Genomic DNA, 20,211 nt, shown 5'->3' with positions numbered 1-20,211 from the left:
ACTTATATATTAATATTATAAGCATTGCCAGTTCCTTCCGTCAATCTTTAAATCATGGCTCACATTGTTCCGGCTAATCTCGAAGTGCTATTATAGCAGTGACGGCTTACAGCCAAATAAAGCAGACATGGAGAAAAATTATGATCAGACCCATTTGTAAAGATATGATTATCCTGAGCCAGAAGTCCGTTCCGGCAACTAAGGAGGACCTCCAGGTGCTGGATGACCTGCTGGACACGCTGCGGGCAAATGCTGAGCGGTGTGTGGGCTTGGCAGCTAACATGATCGGTGTAAATAAACGCATCATTGCCTTCAGCATCGGACCGGTTCACGTAGGCATGATTAATCCGGTTATCACCAAACGTAGCGGCGCCTATGAAGCAGAGGAAGGCTGCCTCTCACTGGAAGGCGTTCGGCCCGCTACACGCTATAAGTCCATTGAGGTAGCATTTCTGGACCGCAATTTTAAGCAGCAGAAGCAGGTCTTCAGCGACTTCACAGCCCAGATTATCCAGCATGAGGTTGATCACTGCGAGGGCATTATTATTTGAGACGGGTATGATCACAAAAACGCCTCCGGACCGCAAACGGTCCAGAGGCGCTTTTTTATTAGAGCAATTTAACCCAGATCCCCAAGCTCAATCTGTACGATCCCGCGCTCATCACGGGCCTCGGCGATGCCCCCGATCAGATGCATCAGGCTGCCGAACTCCAGCTCCTGGAATTTGCGGGCTGCCGTGTCGCGCTGCAGCTCCCACAGGCACTCTGCCAAAGTGCAGACCACCGGCACATCACAGCGGATTTCCGCCAGCTCGCGGGACAGATGCAGCATGTCCAGATCGGCTTCGATTTTGGAGCGTACGCCCTTAGGCAGTGCCTCCAGATTCTCGATTACGCCCTCCACGCTGCCGTATTCGGTCAGCAGCTTCAAGGCTGTTTTTTCGCCGATGCCTTTGACTCCCGGATAATTGTCACTCGTATCCCCCATGAAGCCCTTGAGATCGATGACCTGCCTTGGCGTAAGGCCCTTTTCCTCCAACAGCTCCGCCGGATCATACACCTTATAGTTGGAGCGGCCTTTTTTCATAATAATAACCTTGACGTTGTCTGTAACCAGCTGCAGCATATCATGATCACCGGTGAGAATGTAGACCTCGGACTCCCCGCCGTAGCAGGCAGCCAGTGTGCCGATGCAGTCATCCGCCTCATAGCCGGCCAGCCCGATATTGGGAACGCCAAGCTCCGCTACCACTTCTTTTACCAGATCAAACTGCGGAATCAGCTCCAGCGGCGCTTCAATCCGGTTCGACTTGTAGCCGTCATACTTCTCCGTACGGAAGGTCCCCTTGCCCATATCCCAGCAGCAGACCACATGGGAAGGCTCAAACGTGCTTACCGCGTCGAAAAAATACTGCAAGAATCCGTACACCGCATTGGTCGGAAGCCCGGCCTTCGTTTTGCGGATATATCCTCCATAAGAGGTCGCATAAAAGGCCCGGAACAGCAGAGCCATTCCATCGACGATCATTACCCGGCCCGTTGTTTCTGAACTCATGTGTAACCTCTCCTTATTGTCTGTTTAATTAGTCTGGATTAATGCTGATTTTGCTCTAATGCTATTATTCGGTGCTGCTCCAGGCATCCGCATATTGCTCTTCTTTGTAGCCTACAGTGACCTTTTTACCGTCTGTGACCACAGGACGCTTGATCAGCATTCCATGACCTGTCAGCAGCTCAAGCTGCTCATCCTCACTGAGGCCGGCCAGCTTGTCCTTGAGGCCCAGCTCCTTGTACACTTCACCGCTCGTATTAAAAAACTTCTTCAGCGGCAGGCCGCTGTTCGCCACCAGCACACGAAGCTCTTCTACTGTAGGAGGCTGCTCGGCAATATGCTGCAGGTCAAGCTCATGCCCCTGCTCCTTCAGCCATTTCACCGCACTGCGGCAGGTACTGCATTTCGGGTATTGATAGACTTTTAAGTGACTCATGACTTACTCCTTAGGTAAATGTTATGTCCGGGACTGGATCGTTCATCTTACAACGAACCGTCCCTCTTTAACGAAATTTAGTTGAAAAATAGTCATCTATTTCTCCAAAAATCCACGCCAAAACGAAATTAGGTGGAAATTTGTTACTTAATTCCGGCGCTAGCTCTATAAATGGCCTAAACGGCGCAGTTAGGTTACCTTTTTCCACCTAATCAGCAATAGCAGCTGTAAAAACTCAAATTAGTGGTCGATAATCCAACTAATCCGGCCTCAGCTGAGTGAGGATGCACTCTTCGGCCATACACCATACGCGCCAGCCTCGAGGCTACTCGCCGCCGGCATCCTGGCGCAGCCTCTGCTCCAGCAAGGCCATATCCGGCGGCAGCGGTGCTTCAAACACCAGCCCGGCCAGCCCGACCGGATGCCGGAACGACAGCCGCACCGCATGCAGCGCCTGGCGCGGAATCGCCGCATCCAGCTCCGCTATGCCCGCGAGCTGCCCTGCTTCCTCTGCCGTCAGCTGCTGCGCGGCAGGCAGCTCCGGTTCAGCCGGCTCATGTGCTGCGGCCGGCAGCACAGCGTCTGCCTCACCGGCGGCGCCCTCCAGCCGCTCCCCGCCCGGGCCCCGCCCGTACAGCGGGTGCCGGTACATGCCGTCGCCGATCAGCGGGCAGCCGACCGAGCTCATATGCACCCGGATCTGGTGGGTGCGGCCGGTCTCCAGCTTCAGCTCGACCCGTGCCGCGCGGTCTCCATAGACCTCCTTGACCTCATAGCGGGTCAAGGAGGGATAGCCGTCCGGCGTCACAATCCGCCGGTGCGGCTCTGCCGGGTCCCGGTCGATGGGACCATCGATATCGCCGGCAGGCGAAGCAGGCACTCCGTGCACAAAAGCGGCATAACGCTTGTCCACCGTGCCGGCGATCATCTGCTCGGAGATATGCTGGTGGCTGTAAGGGTTCTTTGCAATTACCAGCACGCCGGAGGTCTCCTGATCCAGCCGGTGAACCGGCCGGAAGCGGTACTGTTCCCCTTTTGCCGCCCAGTAGTGAACTACTCCGTTAGCCAGTGTATCTGTGTAATGCCCGTGCGTCGGGTGTACAATAATCCCTGCGGCTTTGTTGACTACCAGCAGGTGCTCATCCTCATAGAGGATATCAAAGGGGATGTCCTGCGGCAGGATGTCGACGGACGTCTCCTGCTCCATCCGGATCTCCACCCGGTCACCGCCGGCAACCTTAACACTGATGTAGACACGTTCACCGTTCAGCATAATGCCCTGCTCGGTCATTTTGAGCCTGGACAGCAGCTTGCGGGAGACATCCATCCGCTTCTGCAGAATGGTTTTGAGCAGCCAGCCGTCCTCGGACTGCGGCACAATATAGGTTATCGGCGGGTAGTAGCTGCTCATTTTATTTACGGAACACCTTTTTGCTGCGCACATATTCCACATCAGCAATTCCCAGCCTTGTATTTGCCGCCCGCGCCAGCGCGAAGAAATAATCCGACAGCCGGTTCAGATAGATAACCGCCTCCGGATTAATGTCTGCGCTGCGCCCAAGCGTAACCGCGCGCCGCTCCGCCCGCCGGCAGACTGTGCGGCAGACATGCAGCACTGAGGACAGCTGGCTGCCTCCCGGCAGGATGAAGCGCTCCAGCACCGGATTCTCCGCCTGCAACTGGTCAATCCAGCCTTCCAGGCGGACAGCCATCTCGCTTTTCACCTTATACTTATTCTCGCTCAGCTTCACAAAGGCCAGATCCGAGCCGCAGTCGAACAGCTCGTGCTGAATCTCCAGCAGCTGCTCCCGCACATCACTGAATTTCTCATCCTCCATCAGGCTCCGGGCCTGCCCGACAAAGCAGTTCAGCTCATCTATCGTTCCATAGGCCTCAACACGGACATCATCCTTGCCGACCCGGCCGCCGATCACCGAAGTCTCTCCTTTATCCCCCGTACGCGTATAAATCGCCATAGTGTTCTTCCTCCCCCTCAGCACAATAAATCACATAATTATAGTGTAATCGCATCTGTACAGATTAGGCAAATAAAGCGCGGCATTTCTGCCATGTAAATAACTGCCTCAGCATTTTTGCTTGTACGCCCGTTCAGTATCCAATCCAGATTAGCAAGGAATTATTTGGTTAATATAGCGGTAAACAAGCTCCCAGGGAGGCTGATAGTGATGCGTGTACGAATAAATCCGAGGATTGAGCCTGCCGAAACGGGAAATCAGCCTTATCCGTTAGTTTTCCGTATGTCGCGCTATCATTATGTAATTGCCGCCTGTACCATTCTTATGTCATTATTTTTTATCGGGTACGGCTTATATCAGGCTGAAACCGGAGCATTATTACTGCTGGTCAGCCTCGGCGCCCTGTTTCTGCTGCTCAGCCTGGCTTATATTTTTCAGATCAGCAATTCCTTTGTGGAACTGGACAACAAGACAATGCGTTACAGGGAATACAAAAAAATCGTTACGCTTGATCTTGACCGAATCTATGTGGAGCTGAACGAAGGCGCATTTTTCGTATACAGCCCCCAGCATTCGCGAATTATCATAGGCAGCCAATACAGGAATGCAACGCTGCTGCACTCCCTTTTGTACAAGCACAGTGAAGAGAACACCTCGCGGGCGGACGCGGCCTTCATTGAGGATTATAACGGCTATAAGAGCTTTAGCGACAAAATATCCGGCGATAACCGGCGCAAACAGCGGAGGAATGACGTGCTTCTGGTGCTGCTATTTATCGCGGCCAATATTTTTAATTATTACAGCAACCCGGAACGGGAGCTGGTTGATTATTTTCTGTTCTTTATCCTGACGCTTGTGAGCTCCGGGGTGGCGATTTATACCGGAAGACGCAGGGCTGCACGCAGGAACGGACAATAAGCTTCAGGGCTTGAGCGGTTACAATAGGTCTCTTTTGAGAAAATCAATCATTTCCCGGTGCACGCGCTCCGGCTGCTCATGATTAACACCGTGACCTGAGCCCTGAATGACCTTGTAACGGAAATTGCCGGCGTCCAGTACGCTTGTGAAGTCCTTTTTCCGGTCCAGCTTGTAATCCCCGAGCACAAAATACAGCCTCTCCCGCACACCGGCTGCCTTGGCCTGGTCATATAACTGCAGCTTATGTACAAACATCGCCTGCTGGTTGTGATTCTTCATTAGAAGGACTATATGCTCAGCCACTTCTGGATGCTTTTCGGACAGGCGGGATTCCGGTGAACTGAGCTTGCCCACCACCCTAAGCAGATTTTTACGGGTCGGCACAAGGAGCTCCGGGAACATCATCGTAAGCGTCTGCAGCATGCTTTTTAACGGTGCAGTGACCATCCCGCCTTCCATACAGACAGCCTTCAGCACCCTATCTGGCTCGTTAACCGTGTAGTTAAAGGCCATATACGCCCCGTTTGACACGCCTGCCGCATAAAATTGCTCCAGTCCCAGTCCGTCAGCCACCCTGCTGATCCAGTCCACCTGATTAAAGGCCTGTTTAGTGAAGCTGGCATCCGGCATACTTTTGCCGGGACCGCCCAGTGTATCGACCGCAATACAGTAAAAATGCTGTGACAGCGCCTTCATATTCAGCAGCCACATCACCGCCGAATTATCACCTACACCGTGAAACAGCAGCAGCGGCGGCAAAGCGGCATCACCAGCCGTGATGATATGGGTTGTCCCGTATGGCGTAGCAATATCAAGCTCCTGAAAATCCACCCCCCACTGTCCTAAAAGCTCATCATAGGACTGCAGCACCTGTATTTTACCGGCCTCGCTTTTGAATACCTTGACCATGACCATTCCGCCCTTCGGTTAAGTTAGTCATAAAAAAAGAGCCCGAAGGCTCTCCCTATAAAGGGGATTTCCACATAAGCCAGGCTTAGTGGTAGGCTCCCCTCATATATTCATTAATTTTGCGGTCCAGCAGACAGCTGATCTCAATGACAAGCTCGGAGGTAAAGGATTTCTCCTGGACAAATATCTGCTCCATTCTGCTGCGGAGAACCAGAATTTCATCTTCCAGTGTCCGCTTGCGCGCAGCAGCATCAACAGCAGAATGCCCGCTCTGCGGATAGCTTCCCCCGCCGTAGGGAGACAGGTAACAATCGCCTATGAGCATCATTCGTTCCCCCTAATGAAATGGAATAGTAAAATAATACCATATACTAAGAAGAAGTGCCATTGATTGCTATCCTCCGGCTCACCGCAATAACAGCTGTCCTATTCCGTCCGCTCCCGTTCCAGCTGCTGGACAAAAGCACCGATCCGCTCGATGGCCTCATTCAGCTGTGCTACGGATGTCGCATAGGAGCAGCGGAGATAGCCTTCGCCGCCGAGACCGAACACACTGCCCGGTACTGCCGCAACTTTGTACTCCATCAGCAGGCGCTGGGCAAACTGGTCTGAAGTAAGGCCGGTCCGCTGGACGCTCGGGAATGCGTAGAAAGCGCCCTGCGGCTCATGGCAATCCAGGCCGGCCTCGCGCAGGCCCTTGACGATCAGGCGGCGGCGCTGGTTATAGGAATCCGTCATCCGGTCCTTCTCCTCCATCCCGTTAGTAAGCGCCTCGAGAGCAGCTACCTGGCCCATGGATGGGGCGCACATCACGGTGTACTGGTGGATCTTCAGCATCGCGGAGATCAGATCAGGATGCCCGCAGGCATAGCCCATCCGCCAGCCGGTCATGGCAAAGGCTTTGGAGAAGCCGCTGACCAGAATCGTCCGGTCCATCATGCCGGGCAGCGACGGGAAACTTACATGATTGCTGCCGTAGGTCAGCTCGGCGTAAATCTCATCGGAAATGACGATTAGATCATGCTTCTCGACTACCTTGGCAATCGGCTCCCAGTCCTCACGGGTCATGATGGCCCCGGTCGGATTGCTCGGATAACACAGGATCAGGATCTTCGAGCGCGGTGTAATCTTGGCTTCCAGATCTGCAGCCGTTAATTTGAAGTTATTCTCGCCAAAGGTTTCGATTCCGACCGGAATTCCTCCGCCGATGGCTGTAATCGGGGAATAGGAAATATAACACGGCTCAGGAATCAGAATTTCGTCTCCGGGCGAGATCAACGCGCGGAGCGCCAGGTCGATTGCTTCACTGCCGCCTACCGTTGCAATAATCTGGTCGGCAGGGTTATAGGTAACGGCAAACCGGGAATGCAGGTAATTGGCGATTCCTTCGCGCAGCTCCGGCATCCCCGCATTCGAGGTGTAGCCGGTAAAGCCTCTTTCCAGTGAATAAACGCAGGCTTCCCTGACATGCCAAGGCGTCTTGAAGTCGGGCTCGCCGACACCGAGTGAGATGATATCCTTGCTGCCTGCGGCCAGATCAAAGAATTTGCGGATACCTGACGGCTGGATCTGCTGCACCAGCGGCGCCAGATAGGAATTCATGGATTTGCCTGATTCTCCGGTCTGCTTCTGATTATTCGTGATCATATGATTACTTCCTTTACGGAGATATCAGCAGACGGTTGTCCTCTTCATGCTCTTCAAAGATGATACCGTCCTGTTTGTATTTTTTGAGCGTAAAGTTGGTTTTGGTGGATAGCACCGAATCAATCGGCGACAGCTTCTCGGATACGAAATTGGCGACCTCACGGAGATTGCGTCCTTCGACTTCGACCAGCAGGTCATAGGCGCCGGACATCAGATAGACCGATTTCACCTGCGGGTACAGATAGATGCGCTCCGCTATGCCTTCAAAGCCGCGTCCGCGCTCAGGTGTAATCTGCACTTCAATCAGCGCAGTAACCCGCTCATCGCTCACTTTATCCCAGTTGACGACAGTCGCATATTTTACGATAACATGATCCTTTTCCATCTGCTCAATCGCCGTCTTAACATCTTCTTCCTCCGCTCCAAGCAGGGTCGCCATCAGCGCCGCAGAGCTCCGGGCGTCCTCCTTAAGCAGTTCCAGCACTTTCCTCTTTAATTCGTCCATTTCCTTCATGCCTTCCCCCCGGATAGTTCGCCTGCCGCCTTACATCTTCAGCGCGGCACCAGCGAAAAGAGTTTAATACTAATATGACACGAAAATGTCGCTTCTGCAAACAAAATCACCTTGCGTGAGTCCCGCTGCTGACCGTACAGCTTATTCATACATGGGCTCCGCCACTATCCTCAGCAGCAGAAAAAGCCCGTTCTGCCGGGATTCCCGGTATGAACGGACTCTGTACAGCTCTTAAAAGCAGCAGTATTTACTATGCTTCACCGGCCGCCGGGCAGGTTTACATATAGTAAGGGTTGTGATTCTGAACATTCGGCTGATGCGCAGGTATTCCCGCCTGGTTGTATGCTCCCGCGCCGCCTGTTTTCTGCTGTACAAACTGCTGGCATTTCGCCTGCGTCTGATGGGCGGTCTGGATCTGCTTATCCACATCCTGGCGCAGCGCTTTACCCGGTGCAGTGTACATGTTCAGCTGAGACATCTGGGTATAGAGCTCTCCCTGCAGCCGCAGCGTGTCCATGGTCAAATCATTAAAGGTCCGGCGGACAGTCGGACAATTCGATTCGGTTGCAGCGGTTGTATATTCGCGCACTGTGCGCTTCAAATCCGCCAGCACAGTATTCAGCAAGTCCTCATCTGCCATAAATGCGGTTCCGTTTTGTGCGTACACTAGCATTACCTCCTGTTTTTTGGATATAGATTCCGTACTAAAAGAAATTCATGTCATTATTGCGGCTGTGCCGGCGCGTATTGCTGGTGCTGCTGCATCAGCTGAATCAGCGTATTCATGTGCTGGGAATGGCTCTGGATCTGCTGAACGCAAATCTGCTGCACCGTCTGGTTCTGGGTTGTACCTGCGGTGGCAGCCAGCTGCTTGATGAGCAAATCCTCATTGGAGATGGAGTCAGCGATGTATTCCAGTTCCTTGCCGCTTAACGCCTGCATTTGGTTTGAGTGCATTCTGTAATTCCCTCCTTCTTAATGTACAAGCAGTCCTTATTATGCCGCTGGTGCTTCAAGTTTATGTAGCAGCCGTACCTTACCCGTCATCAAAATAAAATGGTCCTGCCTCCTGTGCATCAGTACAAACAGGACTGCCAATACTACCCTATCGGAATCTCACTAAGGAGAGAGACATATGAGACTTAACAGCGGAAAGATGCCATGGGAAGCCACTTTAAGCGGCTGTCCGGTTTATCCTTCACTGGAGGAGGACCTATCCTGCGACTGCCTGATCGTCGGCGGAGGCATGGGCGGGGCCATGATGGCCTACCGCTTGTCGCTCAGCGGAGCTTCAACCGTCCTGATTGATAAAAGAGCGGTCGCCGGCGGAAGCTCCCACGCCAATACCGGCCTGCTGCAGATCGCCAATGATAAAACGCTGACTTCATGCATCAATACATTTGGTGAAGCTAGCGGTGTACTGTTCTATAAATTATGCCGGGAAGCTTTGGATAAAATTCTGGACCTGCCTGGCAAGCTTGATATCGATACCCAGATCATTCCGCGCAGCAGCCTGCTCTACGCCAGCACGCCGGAGGATGTTCCGCTGCTCCGGCAGGAGCACGAAACGCTGACCACCCACGGATTTCATTCGGAGTTCTGGGATGCAGACATGATCGGGGCCCATTACTCCTTCTCCAAACCTGCAGCCTTGTATTCCAAGGGTGATGCCGAAACGAACCCGTTCCGGATGGTCCACAGTCTGATTGACAAGGCACATTCCGGCGGTGTCCGTATTTATGAGCATACCCGTGCTGTTCGTTATGAATACCACGCTGACGGGGTTACCTGCTATACAGACCGGGGCAGAATTTTTGCCAAAAAAGTCGTATTCGCTATGGGCTATGAGACCCAGGAGATGAAAAAGGACCGCGGTGCAGAGCTGATCAACACGTATGCCATTAAGACCCGCCCGCTGGCCAAGCTGCCTAAATGGCATGAGCAGAGCCTGATCTGGGAAACGGCCCGGCCCTATCTTTATTTCCGGACCACACCTGACGGCTGTATTATTGCCGGCGGCAAGGATGAGCAGCTTACTGACCCCGAGCGGCGCGAGGTCCGGGTGCTCTCCCAGTGCCGGCAGCTGCTGGAGGAGGTTGCGGCGCTCTTTCCGGAGGCTAAGGGTGTTGAGACTGAGTATGCCTGGGGTGCTCTTTTTGGCACCACGCGGGACGGACTCCCGTTGATAGGCCCGCACCCGGATTATCCGCATTCCTATTTCATTGAAGGCTACGGCGGCAACGGAACGGTCTACAGCTTAATTGCAGCCGAGCTGCTGGCGGATACGCTGGCCGGCCGCCACCGGCCGGAGCTTGAGCTGTTCTCGCTGACCCGGAGCTCCAAGCCGGTGCCGGAGCCTGCCGTGGAGGCTTAGCAATAAGTTATTCTTACATCTGCTACCGTCTTAAAAAACATAAAAACAGCAGGAGCCACGCTCATATGAGCCGGAACTCCTGCTGTTTGTTTTTTGTGCTGTAAAGATACGGCAGCAGAAAGCCGGATCTCTTACTGGGCCTGTACAAACTCTGCAGATTTAATACCAGCCTGGCGGCCGAAGATAATAATCTCGGCAACAGAGTTACCGCCTATGCGGTTCTCGCCGTGCAGTCCGCCCGTTACTTCACCTGCAGCGAACAAACCGGCAATCGGCTGGCCGTCTTTATCCAGTACTTCAGTATTCGTGTTGATCTTCACACCGCCCATGGTATAGTGAATCCCCGGAGCGATTTTGATGGCATAGAACGGTCCTGCGGACAGATCATGATCCATCCCGGTCTTTCTGCCAAATTCGGTATCCTGTTTACCGGCAACTGCGGCGTTCCAGGTATCAAGTGTGGCCTGTAGCTTGTCAGCAGGCACCTGCATTGCTTCAGCCAAAGCCTGGACCGAATCGCCCTGGATGACAAAGCCCATCTTTTCATACTGCTCAATTGCCTTAACACGGGTTTTCACACCGGAATCAAAGACGAGATAAGCTGCTTTTTCAGGAAGGGCATTAATGGCTGCTGTTACTTTATCGCGTGTATCCAGCTCATTGGTGAACCGTGTGCCTTCATTTGAGACGAGCAGACCGCCTTCACCGCGGACAGCTTCGCCGATCAGATAGGATTTGTCCTGCTGTACTGTCGGGTGAACCTGGATCTGCTCCATATCAACGGTCGTTCCGCCCAGTGCCAGAATCATCTTGATGCCGTCGCCGGTGCTGCCAATCTGGTTAGTGGTCACATAACCCTCAAGATCCGGTCTTACTTCTGTAATCATATCCATATTGGAGCCGAAGCCGCCTGTAGTTACAACGACCGCTTTGCCTGTAATGATTTTTTCGTCCGCCTGGTTGAACAGAACCTTTACACCGTTAGCCTTGCCGTCCTGCTGAGTAATTTCCTGCACGTCAGCATTGACGAACAGCGGGATTCCCTGCTCCTGGACATTCTGCACCAGACCTTTAACCAGATACTGGCCAATGGCCGAGCCGTCTTCCGGACGGTGGGTGCGCTTCTCGTTCATGCCCCCGGTGATGGTAATATTGTTCAGCCGGATTCCGATGGAATCGAGCCAGTCAATTGCTGCAGCGGAATTGTCCACGAAGAAACGGAGCATTTCTGTATCATTGGTATCATGCCCGCCCTTCAGAGTCTGCTCATAGAACAGATCGTTTTTGTCCTCGATGCCCTGCTCCTTCTGGAACTTGGTCTCGGATGCGTTCATCCCGGAGGAGGATTTTGTTGTATTCCCGCCGGCAACCGGCATTTTCTCCAAAATAACCGGGCTCAGGCCCTTCGCCTTTGCTTCCAGCGCAGCGGTCATCCCTGCTCCGCCGGCACCGACAATGATAATGTCGTAGCTGTCTTGTAACTGATCCAGTGGTGTATAGCTGGCAACTGATGCCCCGGAAACGGCTTCTGCCCCGTTCGGTGCCTCCGTTGCGGCTGCCGCGCTGTTAGTGCTCTTATTCCCGCTTGCGTTATTTTCCGTATTAGTGCTGTTGCTGTTTCCGTTACCGCAGCCCGCGATAACCAGAATAACGGAGAGAATGAGAAGAAGAGCGGCTGCTGTTTTCTTTTTCATGTATAACCGTTGCCCCCTTGTGCATATTTTCACAATTATCATAGCCTGTGTACAGGGGCTTTGGAAGCTTACGTAATTAAAGAAAACGTTTTGTAACTAAAGTAACTGAACTTAGTTAATTTATCATACCGGCTGCAATGTGGATAACCTCATCCTTTGTCAGCTCAGCCTTCTCCTGACGAACCGACATATTATAGATGATTTGTTCTTCGGGATCAGACCAGACCATTCTATACTTATAGCCCAGATCAATCTTTTCATTGCCGGAGGGTTCGAGATAAATGAGCTGCTTGCCGCCGATATCAATATTCTCCACTTTTGTCGTTTCGGTCCACAGCAGGCTTTCTGCAAGGTCAGTATTTTCATCAACACGCGAGGCACTGATTCTCACCTGGTTCTTCCCCTTCTTGTATACCAGTGTAGAAGAATCATAAGCAATGTTTTCCGCCTTCTCCCGTTTCCAGGTCAGCCGGAAGCCGTCTCCCAGGTCAATCTCGCCTTCGCCTTCAAACTGCTTATCATCTTCAACCTTTATAAGTGAAGGCTTGATTACCGCCTCATCCAAGGTATACCCTTCCGGCATATCTCCCGGCTGCTTCACTTCCGGAGCATGGTACTTCTCTACACTGGCCATATAAGCAGAATAGTCCTTGACTATAATCGGAGGGCAGTACAAGCCAAGATGAGCTTGTTCATCCCTGTCTTCACGTTTGATAACATAAGTGGCGAACTCACCGGAATGCAGCAGCGTCTCTATGGCACTGTAGCCCTGTGAATATTTCATCTTATAAAGTTCATCTTCCTTGCTCGTCTGCGCCTGGGCCGGCCAGGGGATCAGAGGTTCATCCGGCTTCATTATCATACCGCCTGAGTTCGTTGCCGGAATAGGCTTATAGGGCAGCACCTTGTACTGAAATTGGCTTCCCTGCCGGAGTTCACCGGAATACCGGGTATAGCCGCCACCCAGCAGGACTATTATAAAAAGTGCCGCTGCCCAGCCCTGAATGGGAATCCGCAGGATTCGCTTCCGGCGCTGCATCGTTCCGGCTTCTGCCTCCAGCCTGCGCATAATGTTAGGAGTCTCTCCGGTTGGCGGAGAGATCTGCTCTTCTGCAGCGGGCAAGTCTGCGCCAAGACCGAGCGCTTTCATTACCGGTTCATGAACATCAACGGGGATCAAACCGGCAGACCGGTCCCCGTCCTTCAGAAACCGCTCCTCCGGGGTCAATTGAATCTTGTCCACAGTTGTATCTCCTTTCTCTCCAGCACCTTTTTCAGCTTGGTTCTGGTCCGTTCATATCTTTTGCGTGCAGTAGCCGTGCTGACGCCCAGAATTTCGCCGATTTCCGCAAACGATTTTTCTTCATAAATACGCAGTATCAGCAAATTCCGGTCTTCCGCACTCAGCTTCCCCAGAGAGGTTGAAACCGGTTCACTGAACAGACTGTTCTCGACTACTTGTTCTGCGCTGCTCACTTTAACCTCCTGCCGGAGAAGCTTGCGCAGCTGAAGCTGAAATTTCTGCCGCCTCAGCTGGTTCAGACAATGATGGTAAGCGATTGTGTAAAGCCATGATACGAAGCCCGCCTGCGGCTTGTATTGCCCAATATTCTGATAAGCCTTAATCAGGATATCCTGCACCGCATCCTCCGCCTCTACCCTGCTGTTCAACAGCCGGAAGCAGTAAAGATAGATCTGCTGCTGGTACAGCCTAATCACATCTGAGAACAGGCTGCCTTCCCCGGCCTGTATCCTCCTGATCTTCTCTTCTATGGAATCCACGCTGGTCTCCTTTCTTCTTTTTTTTCTGTTTCTTATAGATATAACACTTGGGCAGCTTGAGGCGTGACATTTATTTTAAAATACTAAATGAACTGTATATAAGTGTAGGAATGTACGCAGGATATTTAGGTTAAGTATATAGTATGGGATAACATCCGCCGGATTGTTGTTCCACATTATCGGGAGGTGCGTGTAATTTGATTGAGCTAGTCGTTGTTTTAGTGCTGATCCTTGTTAACGCTTTTTTTGCAGCTTCAGAAATGGCTTTAATCTCACTGAACGACAACAAGATTAGACTGATGGCCCAGGAAGGCAACGCGAAAGCCAAGCTGCTTCAGGGATTGCTCGAGGAGCCGAGCCGTTTTCTGGCGACGATCCAGATCGGGATTACCCTTGCCGGTTTTATGGCCAGCGCCTTTGCTGCCGAGAATTTTGCCGGTGACCTGTCTGCCCTGCTCGTTTCCCTTGGTGTTCCCATCGCGGATAACATTCTTGATACTATTTCCTTGATTTTCATCACCCTGATTCTGTCCTATGTGACACTTGTGCTAGGCGAGCTTGTCCCCAAACGAGTGGCTATGAAAAAAGCCGATACCATTGCCATGTTCGTTGCGTCACCGCTTAACCTGCTGTCAAAGATAGCGGCCCCTTTTGTAAAATTGTTAACCGCGTCCACTAATCTCCTCGTCCGGTTATTCGGTGTGGACCCTAATGAGAAGGATGAAGAGGTATCCGAGGAAGAAATCCGGATGATGCTCGACAGCGGAACCCAGCTGGGAACGATCCAGGCTGCCGAGAAGCTGATGATCAACAATATTTTTGACTTTGACAACAAGCAGGTGTCGGATATTATGACCCACCGGACCGACATTACTGCGCTGTCAGTGCATGATACACCTGAAGAGGTGGCCCGGAGGGCGGAGAAGGAAGGCTACAGCCGTTTTCCGCTGTATGAGAATCATATAGACAATATTGTGGGAATTCTGCACAGTAAGGATTTGATCCGGTTTGTTAACGGGGGCAGCGGCGGCTCATGGAACTTACGGGAATTGGCACGTCGCCCCTATTTTGTCTCTACATCCAAAAAGACGCATGAGCTGTTTGAGGAGCTGCAGCAGAACCGTGTGCATTTTGCCGTAGTGGTTGATGAGTATGGAGGCACAGCCGGGATTGTTACGCTGGAGGACCTGCTTGAAGAGATTGTCGGCAATATTTACGATGAATATGATGAGCACGAGGAAGAATATACGGTGCTTGATGACCAGTCATACCTGTTCAACGGTACGATGAATCTGCGTGAGGTGCAGCAGGTGCTTACCGCCAAATTGCCGGTGGAGGATTACGATACAATCAGCGGTTTTGTAATCGGGCAGATCGGCTGGATCCCCTCCTCGCAGGAAAAGCCTGAGTTCACCTATGGCCGATACACTTTTACCGTGCAGGAGGTAGGCCAGCGCCGCATCCGCAAAATTAAGGTTACGCTGAATAGTACGGCCGGGTGAGAGACTGGCTGTAGTCCGCGGGGCTTAGGCGTGCTGCCCGTCTAAAGGACCTTCATTGCAATGACAGAAAATATACAGCCTAAAAAGGACCCGCGGGGGTCCTTTTCGGTTTTTCATTTTTTGCTTTTACCGGCTGCTGATATATTTACTTATAATGTCATGCCCGTCAGCAGTCACAGTGTACATATACACCGGGCGGCCGACCGCGCCGTAGCTGATCTCCATCTCAAGCACACCTGCGTCTTTCAGAAAAGCCAGATATTTGCGCACGGAGATTCGCGATATCGGTGCTCCGGCAGTAATATCCTCTGTAGAGAATACGGGATGCTGCAGCTGAAGGATTGCATTCCAGATGCTGAGCAGCGTTCCCTCCGACAGCCCTTTGGGCAGCAGTGCTGCGGCCTTCTCGTCTTCTGGCCCCGCAGTATGCCGCAGAAGCTTATCCAGCTGCTCCTGACTGAGCGGCTCCTCCTGCTTCATCAAGGCGTAATAGTCCTCCCTGTAGGCAGTCAGTGCCGCCTGGAAGCGGGCAAATTCAAACGGCTTGATCAGATAATCGACGGCACCGAGCTGCAATGCCTTACGGATGCTGGCATTGTCGCTGGCGGCCGAGATAATGATAATGTCGGCTGTGCCGCCCTGCTCGCGCAAGGCCGACAGCAGCTCCAGGCCGCTCGTTCCCGGCATGTAGATATCCAGCAGCACCAGATCAATTTCCTGCCCGGCAAGCACCTTGGCGGCGTCGCCGCTCGAGGCTACCCAGCCTGCAAATTCAAAGCCCTCCACCTGCTCCAGATAATGGCGGTTAAATTTAGCGACCATCGGGTCATCCTCGACGATCAGCACTTTAATGTTCATATTATTTCCCCATCCTTTACTGCATAAGGTACTTCTGCGGTAAATTCGGCTCCCTTAGCCCTTCCGGAGATCATCTCCAGCCGTCCCCCCAGCTTTTCCACGCTTTTATGCACCAGATACAGGCCAAAGCCCCGGCCTTCCCCTTTGGTGGAGAAGCCCTGAGTGTAAATCTGCTCCTGCAGCTGCTCCGGAATACCGGGACCGTTATCCTGTACAACGCAGCGCAGAATTCCGCCGTCATAATGAAAAGCAAGCCTAATCTCCTTGGCCTCCTGCCCTTCCAGCGCATCCATCGCATTATCCAGCAGATTGCCGGCAATCGTAATAAGCTCGTGAATGGTCTGCGGATCTGCGGCCTCGGGGAGATAGCTGTCTCCGTCCAGCATAAGCTCCGTCCCTGTTTCCCGTGCTCTGCTGAGCTTCCCCAGCAGGAAGCCGGCCATGACCGGGTCCTTGATCTGCCTGGTGATGGAGCCAACCTCCTTCTGGTAATTACTGACCGTTCCTGAGATATACTGCTGCAGCTCCTCATAAAGCCCCATATGCGTCATGCCCATGATCACATGCAGCTTATTCATGAACTCATGTGCCCCGGCACGCAGGGCATCTGCATACACCGAGATACCGGACAGGCGTTCCGCCAGGACAACCAGCTCGGTTTTGTCGCGGAAGGTGGCGATTGCTCCGGCCATTTCACCGCCTACCCGGACCGGGACACAGCTTACAAGTATGGTGATCCCGTTCAGCTCAAGCTCCCGGTCCTGCCGGGCTTCACCGCTGGTCAGCACCTGCTCCAGCCTGAGCTCCGGCCAGAATTCACTGATGCTGCGCGTCATTCCGTTTCCGGCAATGCCGGCTCTGGCCAGAAGCCGCTCAGCCTCCACATTGACCATTGTAATAACGGCCTTATCATCCACAGCGATAATGCCTTCGCGTATGGACTGCAGCATCGCACTGCGCTCCTGCAGCAGCCTGGATATGTCTGCAGGCTCCATGCCGAACATCATCCGCTTTATTTTGAGGCCAAGAATAAAAGCACCGCCCGCCCCGAGCAGCGCACCCGACAGGAGGATGGCAATCAGTGTCCATTCATTTTGTCTGACCAGCTTCTGTACCCTCTCCATTGAAAGCCCTACAACAACAACGCCAACCTGATGTCCCTGGCCCGCATACACGGGGACAAAAGCCCGAAGCGAGCGCCCCAGCATGCCCTCCCCTTCCGAGATGCTCTCCTCACCGCGCAGTGCAGCCTGCTGGCCGCCGCCGGCAAACGTCTTGCCGATCAGCGCAGAGTCCGGATGCGAATAACGGATACTCTTCATATCAATAACAACAACAAACATAATATCATTGCGGCGGGCAATTCTGGAGGTATAGGCCTGGATTTCCTTACTGCTACCCGAATTCAAGCCGTCGGAGATTAGCGGAATCATAGCAATGGTACGGGCTATCGCATATGCTTTATCCTCAAGTGCATGACGGGTCTGGGGAATAATCTGATTTCTGAAAATAAAATAAAGCACCAGCAGCACCAGCAGTACAACAGCTGACACCATTATGGCAACCTTGGTCCGTAAACCGATTAAATGTTTTCTGGCCATTCCTTTAAAAGTCCTCTCCGGCTTATCCTGCTTCCATTATGGCATATTGCCGGCCTCCGCGCGACGAAGCCGGCGGCGGAGCATCAGCCAGCTGCCCAGCGGAGACGCTCCCAAGCAAAGCAGGAGTATAATAATGACCTTGGTGGAGCTGCTGACTGACAGCACGCCGATGAACACGAGCATACCAAGCAGCCGCCCGCTCATCAGGCTCAGCTCACGCAGCACCACATACTCCACCCGCTTGCTGGCACTCTCCGCCGACTCACCCATCAGGTCAAAGCTGGTTGAGGTCATCGGCAGCATATACAGCGGGATAACGAGCGAGGTGCCGATCCCCATCAGCAGCAGCGTGCCGTAGCTGAATTTCCAGAGCAGCGGAATCATCACAGCCACCAGCAGAATACCGCCCGCGAGCATGCCCGCAGAACGGTAACGCGGCTTGAACCATTTTCCCGCGGCGTAATAGCTAAGCAAAGATACAGCCGAAGTAATCAGGGCAAACTGTCCGAGCCTGCTCTCCTCCTGCGCTGCAATGTATACCAGCAGGCCGATGAGGAAGGAGAATACGCCCTCCCTTACGCCCTGAAACAGCAGTGCGCCAGCCACCGGCCGCCAGCCGCTGCCGTCCCGCCGCAGCTCCTTCCACGGCTCCAGCCAGAGATAGGCCCCTTCGCTTTTTCTTTTATTCAGCCAAAAGCTCAGTACAGCAGCTGCAGCGTAAATACTGAGCGAGACCATGAATACCACCCTGTACCCGCGCTGCCCTTCCAGCCTGGAAATCAGCCAGCCGGACATAAAGGGCCCGACTATGCCGGTCAGCGAACCGAGAAGCCCCATCCAGCCGTTGTAATGATCGCGGCTTCGCGCATCTGTGATTTCGAAATAGATAATATTGAAGGCCAGCCAGAACAAACCAATCGATACGCCGAGTGTCAGGCCAAGCGGCCAGATATAACGGGAGGCATGATCTCCGATCCACAGCACCAGCAAATAAAAAATGCCCGAAACGGCAATTCCCAGCCGCAGGGCATTCATTTTGTTATGCTCTTTAACCCATTTGCCGGCCAGCCAGAAGCTCAGCCCCACCGCCACCTGCTGGCTGAATGCAAACCAGCCGATCATGCTGTAATCCTGGCGCGCTTTCCACAAATAAACATTCAAAAAAGTACCTGCCAGCACACTCGCCAGCAGATACAATCCGTTCACCGCAAGCAGCAGAGCTGCCTGATTACCCGTTGATTTGTTCAAATCGTAACGCCCTCCTGCCATCTGGAACTGCCAAGCCTAGTTTAGCTTGTCCGGCAGAAGGGCGGATTATAAACATTTGCAGCTATTTCCCGGTGCTCAGGTTGCGTACAAACGAAATGCGGTCTTCCTGCGCCAGGCTCTGCTGTACATGGAAGCAGGACGGGCATACATACAGATTCAGCGAAAACGGAGCCTTCAGCATGGGCCGGTCCAGCGCCTCGGATGCTGCCGGCTCAAACTGTGCGACCGGCTGGCTGCCGGCGAGTACGAGCAGCTCATGGCACTGCGGACATTCCGGCGCTTCAAGCTGTGCGGCCAGAACTGCAGCCACGCTCTGCTCGTATTGCTGCAGATCATACTCTTCTCCAAATTGGCTCAGCGTATTATATATCGGGACTACGCCTTCCTTGTCGTCGTCATCCCACAGGCTGTCATTACTGATCTCTTCGTCATCCGCTTCCTCAGCAGCCTCCGGCTCCTCGTCTTCAAGATCATCCACACCTACAGTTATCGTCCGGTAGCCGCTAAGCTCATTGTTGCAATGCGGACAGGTTTCTTCAGGCCCGAACTCCTCGTCCCATACAATCTCAGTATGGCACCACGGGCATACAGTTGTTTCCATTATTTTGATCCCCTTCTTACTTCACATATACATAACAGTTTATTCCCTAGTTCATTACAAGATAAAGAATTCCTGCGGCTAAGAATGCTACAGCTGAGATAAACAGCACCCGGATCAGAATTTTCATCGGCTATACTCCTAATTCAGGATATCGCGGCTCCGATCACGTAGGACAGCGATACCGAGATCAGCAATGCTGTAAACCCGACAGCCCGGTTGTCCGCAGCAATTTCATCATCAATTGAAAAAACCGGAGTCATAAATTCAAACAGGAAATAAGCGAGCAGCAGCAGTAAAAATCCGACCAGTGACCATTTCATTGTCTCGTAAATGGAATCTCCCGATTGAATGCTGAAGCGCAAAATGTTGCAGATCCCGAATATTTTGCCGCCGGTTGCCATGGCCACCGATAAATTCCCCTTGCGGATTTCATCCCAGCAGTTATACTTGGTCACCATTTCAAAGAAGGACAGGAAGACTACCAGGCCCAGAATGGCTACAGCGAAATAACCGAGCAGCGCGCCCAGCGGATGATCCAGCAAAAGATCAATATTTCCTTGCATAATTCCCCTCTTTCC

The 20,211-nt window shown here is 52.8% G+C and carries 22 protein-coding genes; 4 read left to right on the top strand and 18 right to left on the bottom strand.

Going from position 1 to position 20,211, the window contains the following annotated elements; genetic code table 11:
- Positions 1–140 precede the first annotated feature (140 nt).
- Positions 141–551: a peptide deformylase gene (locus R70723_RS09000; RefSeq protein WP_039871487.1), complete on the top strand. Its 411-nt coding sequence runs from the start codon at positions 141–143 to the stop codon at positions 549–551.
- A 68-nt stretch (positions 552–619) separates the two neighbouring features.
- On the opposite strand, the gene R70723_RS08995 is transcribed toward R70723_RS09000, so the two are convergent.
- The 4 genes from R70723_RS08995 to R70723_RS08980 form a co-directional block, all read right to left on the bottom strand.
- Positions 620–1,555, bottom strand: coding sequence for a 5'-3' exonuclease (locus tag R70723_RS08995; protein WP_047171079.1), 936 nt, complete (start codon positions 1,553–1,555; stop codon positions 620–622).
- Between the two features lie 64 nt (positions 1,556–1,619).
- Positions 1,620–1,988: an arsenate reductase family protein gene (locus R70723_RS08990; RefSeq protein WP_039871486.1), complete on the bottom strand. Its 369-nt coding sequence runs from the start codon at positions 1,986–1,988 to the stop codon at positions 1,620–1,622.
- A 325-nt stretch (positions 1,989–2,313) separates the two neighbouring features.
- The gene (locus tag R70723_RS08985) at positions 2,314–3,399 is read right to left on the bottom strand and encodes an RluA family pseudouridine synthase (RefSeq protein WP_039871485.1); all 1,086 of its coding nucleotides are present in this window, start codon (positions 3,397–3,399) and stop codon (positions 2,314–2,316) included.
- A 1-nt stretch (position 3,400) separates the two neighbouring features.
- Entirely contained in the window at positions 3,401–3,964 is a 564-nt protein-coding gene (locus tag R70723_RS08980) for a cob(I)yrinic acid a,c-diamide adenosyltransferase (RefSeq protein WP_039871483.1), read from the bottom strand.
- A 210-nt stretch (positions 3,965–4,174) separates the two neighbouring features.
- Between R70723_RS08980 and R70723_RS08975 the strand changes: the two genes are divergently transcribed.
- Positions 4,175–4,882, top strand: coding sequence for a hypothetical protein (locus tag R70723_RS08975; protein ID WP_039871482.1), 708 nt, complete (start codon positions 4,175–4,177; stop codon positions 4,880–4,882).
- Between the two features lie 18 nt (positions 4,883–4,900).
- Here the strand turns inward: R70723_RS08975 and R70723_RS08970 are convergent, their stop codons facing one another.
- The 6 genes from R70723_RS08970 to R70723_RS08945 form a co-directional block, all read right to left on the bottom strand.
- Positions 4,901–5,791: an alpha/beta fold hydrolase gene (locus tag R70723_RS08970; protein ID WP_039871481.1), complete on the bottom strand. Its 891-nt coding sequence runs from the start codon at positions 5,789–5,791 to the stop codon at positions 4,901–4,903.
- A gap of 85 nt (positions 5,792–5,876) precedes the next feature.
- Entirely contained in the window at positions 5,877–6,119 is a 243-nt protein-coding gene (locus R70723_RS08965; RefSeq protein WP_081957312.1) for an aspartyl-phosphate phosphatase Spo0E family protein, read from the bottom strand.
- Between the two features lie 98 nt (positions 6,120–6,217).
- Complete coding sequence (locus R70723_RS08960; protein ID WP_039871480.1) at positions 6,218–7,438, bottom strand: aminotransferase class I/II-fold pyridoxal phosphate-dependent enzyme; 1,221 nt, start codon at positions 7,436–7,438, stop codon at positions 6,218–6,220.
- A 13-nt stretch (positions 7,439–7,451) separates the two neighbouring features.
- Positions 7,452–7,952, bottom strand: a complete 501-nt coding sequence (locus tag R70723_RS08955) for an Lrp/AsnC family transcriptional regulator (protein WP_039871479.1) — start codon at positions 7,950–7,952, stop codon at positions 7,452–7,454.
- A gap of 277 nt (positions 7,953–8,229) precedes the next feature.
- Entirely contained in the window at positions 8,230–8,619 is a 390-nt protein-coding gene (locus R70723_RS08950; RefSeq protein WP_039871477.1) for a spore coat protein, read from the bottom strand.
- A gap of 56 nt (positions 8,620–8,675) precedes the next feature.
- Positions 8,676–8,909, bottom strand: coding sequence for a hypothetical protein (locus R70723_RS08945; RefSeq protein WP_039871475.1), 234 nt, complete (start codon positions 8,907–8,909; stop codon positions 8,676–8,678).
- Between the two features lie 178 nt (positions 8,910–9,087).
- Here R70723_RS08945 and R70723_RS08940 point away from each other — a divergent pair, with 178 nt between their 5' ends.
- A complete protein-coding gene (locus tag R70723_RS08940) occupies positions 9,088–10,326 on the top strand; it encodes an NAD(P)/FAD-dependent oxidoreductase (protein ID WP_039871473.1) in 1,239 nt (412 codons plus the stop codon).
- Between the two features lie 131 nt (positions 10,327–10,457).
- Here the strand turns inward: R70723_RS08940 and R70723_RS08935 are convergent, their stop codons facing one another.
- The 3 genes from R70723_RS08935 to R70723_RS08925 all read right to left on the bottom strand — a co-directional run bounded on the left by R70723_RS08935 (position 10,458) and on the right by R70723_RS08925 (position 13,802).
- Positions 10,458–12,020: a flavocytochrome c gene (locus R70723_RS08935; RefSeq protein WP_039871472.1), complete on the bottom strand. Its 1,563-nt coding sequence runs from the start codon at positions 12,018–12,020 to the stop codon at positions 10,458–10,460.
- Between the two features lie 115 nt (positions 12,021–12,135).
- Positions 12,136–13,263 (bottom strand): DUF4367 domain-containing protein, encoded by a 1,128-nt coding sequence (locus R70723_RS08930; protein ID WP_039871470.1) that lies wholly within the window; start codon positions 13,261–13,263, stop codon positions 12,136–12,138.
- A complete protein-coding gene (locus R70723_RS08925) occupies positions 13,245–13,802 on the bottom strand; it encodes an RNA polymerase sigma factor (RefSeq protein ID WP_039871469.1) in 558 nt (185 codons plus the stop codon). The genes R70723_RS08930 and R70723_RS08925 overlap by 19 nt, the downstream gene beginning before the upstream one ends.
- A 197-nt stretch (positions 13,803–13,999) precedes the next feature.
- Here R70723_RS08925 and R70723_RS08920 point away from each other — a divergent pair, with 197 nt between their 5' ends.
- A complete protein-coding gene (locus tag R70723_RS08920) occupies positions 14,000–15,304 on the top strand; it encodes a hemolysin family protein (RefSeq protein WP_039871466.1) in 1,305 nt (434 codons plus the stop codon).
- A 126-nt stretch (positions 15,305–15,430) separates the two neighbouring features.
- Here R70723_RS08920 and R70723_RS08915 read toward each other — a convergent pair whose 3' ends face one another.
- From R70723_RS08915 to R70723_RS08895, 5 genes are all read right to left on the bottom strand, one after another.
- Positions 15,431–16,162 (bottom strand): response regulator, encoded by a 732-nt coding sequence (locus R70723_RS08915; protein WP_039871465.1) that lies wholly within the window; start codon positions 16,160–16,162, stop codon positions 15,431–15,433.
- Positions 16,159–17,763 (bottom strand): DcuS/MalK family sensor histidine kinase, encoded by a 1,605-nt coding sequence (gene dcuS / locus R70723_RS08910; protein WP_047171077.1) that lies wholly within the window; start codon positions 17,761–17,763, stop codon positions 16,159–16,161. Before dcuS ends, R70723_RS08915 begins: the two co-directional genes overlap by 4 nt.
- A 36-nt stretch (positions 17,764–17,799) precedes the next feature.
- Positions 17,800–19,011 carry an MFS transporter gene (locus tag R70723_RS08905; RefSeq protein ID WP_039871463.1) on the bottom strand — a complete coding sequence of 404 codons (1,212 nt, stop codon included), beginning with the start codon at positions 19,009–19,011 and terminating at the stop codon, positions 17,800–17,802.
- A gap of 82 nt (positions 19,012–19,093) precedes the next feature.
- The gene (locus R70723_RS08900) at positions 19,094–19,633 is read right to left on the bottom strand and encodes a hypothetical protein (RefSeq protein WP_231574851.1); all 540 of its coding nucleotides are present in this window, start codon (positions 19,631–19,633) and stop codon (positions 19,094–19,096) included.
- 143 nt (positions 19,634–19,776) lie between these two features.
- Positions 19,777–20,196, bottom strand: a complete 420-nt coding sequence (locus tag R70723_RS08895; protein WP_039871461.1) for a DUF350 domain-containing protein — start codon at positions 20,194–20,196, stop codon at positions 19,777–19,779.
- Positions 20,197–20,211: the final 15 nt, after the last annotated feature.

The sequence above is a fragment of the Paenibacillus sp. FSL R7-0273 genome, assembly GCF_000758625.1.
Classification (GTDB): domain Bacteria; phylum Bacillota; class Bacilli; order Paenibacillales; family Paenibacillaceae; genus Paenibacillus_AQ.
The sequence above is the reverse complement of the archived record's forward strand: the minus strand, read 5'-3'. Positions and strand labels throughout refer to the sequence as shown.

Excerpts from the sequence above, each read along its gene's own strand:
- R70723_RS09000 (WP_039871487.1), top strand. The coding sequence starts at position 141 with ATGATCAGACCCATTTGTAAAGATATGATTATCCTGAGCCAGAAGTCC.
- R70723_RS08995 (WP_047171079.1), bottom strand. The coding sequence starts at position 1,555 with ATGAGTTCAGAAACAACGGGCCGGGTAATGATCGTCGATGGAATGGCT.
- R70723_RS08990 (WP_039871486.1), bottom strand. The coding sequence starts at position 1,988 with ATGAGTCACTTAAAAGTCTATCAATACCCGAAATGCAGTACCTGCCGC.
- R70723_RS08985 (WP_039871485.1), bottom strand. The coding sequence starts at position 3,399 with ATGAGCAGCTACTACCCGCCGATAACCTATATTGTGCCGCAGTCCGAG.
- R70723_RS08980 (WP_039871483.1), bottom strand. The coding sequence starts at position 3,964 with ATGGCGATTTATACGCGTACGGGGGATAAAGGAGAGACTTCGGTGATC.
- R70723_RS08975 (WP_039871482.1), top strand. The coding sequence starts at position 4,175 with ATGCGTGTACGAATAAATCCGAGGATTGAGCCTGCCGAAACGGGAAAT.
- R70723_RS08970 (WP_039871481.1), bottom strand. The coding sequence starts at position 5,791 with ATGGTCAAGGTATTCAAAAGCGAGGCCGGTAAAATACAGGTGCTGCAG.
- R70723_RS08965 (WP_081957312.1), bottom strand. The coding sequence starts at position 6,119 with ATGATGCTCATAGGCGATTGTTACCTGTCTCCCTACGGCGGGGGAAGC.
- R70723_RS08960 (WP_039871480.1), bottom strand. The coding sequence starts at position 7,438 with ATGATCACGAATAATCAGAAGCAGACCGGAGAATCAGGCAAATCCATG.
- R70723_RS08955 (WP_039871479.1), bottom strand. The coding sequence starts at position 7,952 with ATGAAGGAAATGGACGAATTAAAGAGGAAAGTGCTGGAACTGCTTAAG.
- R70723_RS08945 (WP_039871475.1), bottom strand. The coding sequence starts at position 8,909 with ATGCACTCAAACCAAATGCAGGCGTTAAGCGGCAAGGAACTGGAATAC.
- R70723_RS08940 (WP_039871473.1), top strand. The coding sequence starts at position 9,088 with ATGAGACTTAACAGCGGAAAGATGCCATGGGAAGCCACTTTAAGCGGC.
- R70723_RS08935 (WP_039871472.1), bottom strand. The coding sequence starts at position 12,020 with ATGAAAAAGAAAACAGCAGCCGCTCTTCTTCTCATTCTCTCCGTTATT.
- R70723_RS08915 (WP_039871465.1), bottom strand. The coding sequence starts at position 16,162 with ATGAACATTAAAGTGCTGATCGTCGAGGATGACCCGATGGTCGCTAAA.
- dcuS (WP_047171077.1), bottom strand. The coding sequence starts at position 17,763 with ATGGCCAGAAAACATTTAATCGGTTTACGGACCAAGGTTGCCATAATG.
- R70723_RS08900 (WP_231574851.1), bottom strand. The coding sequence starts at position 19,633 with ATGGAAACAACTGTATGCCCGTGGTGCCATACTGAGATTGTATGGGAC.
- R70723_RS08895 (WP_039871461.1), bottom strand. The coding sequence starts at position 20,196 with ATGCAAGGAAATATTGATCTTTTGCTGGATCATCCGCTGGGCGCGCTG.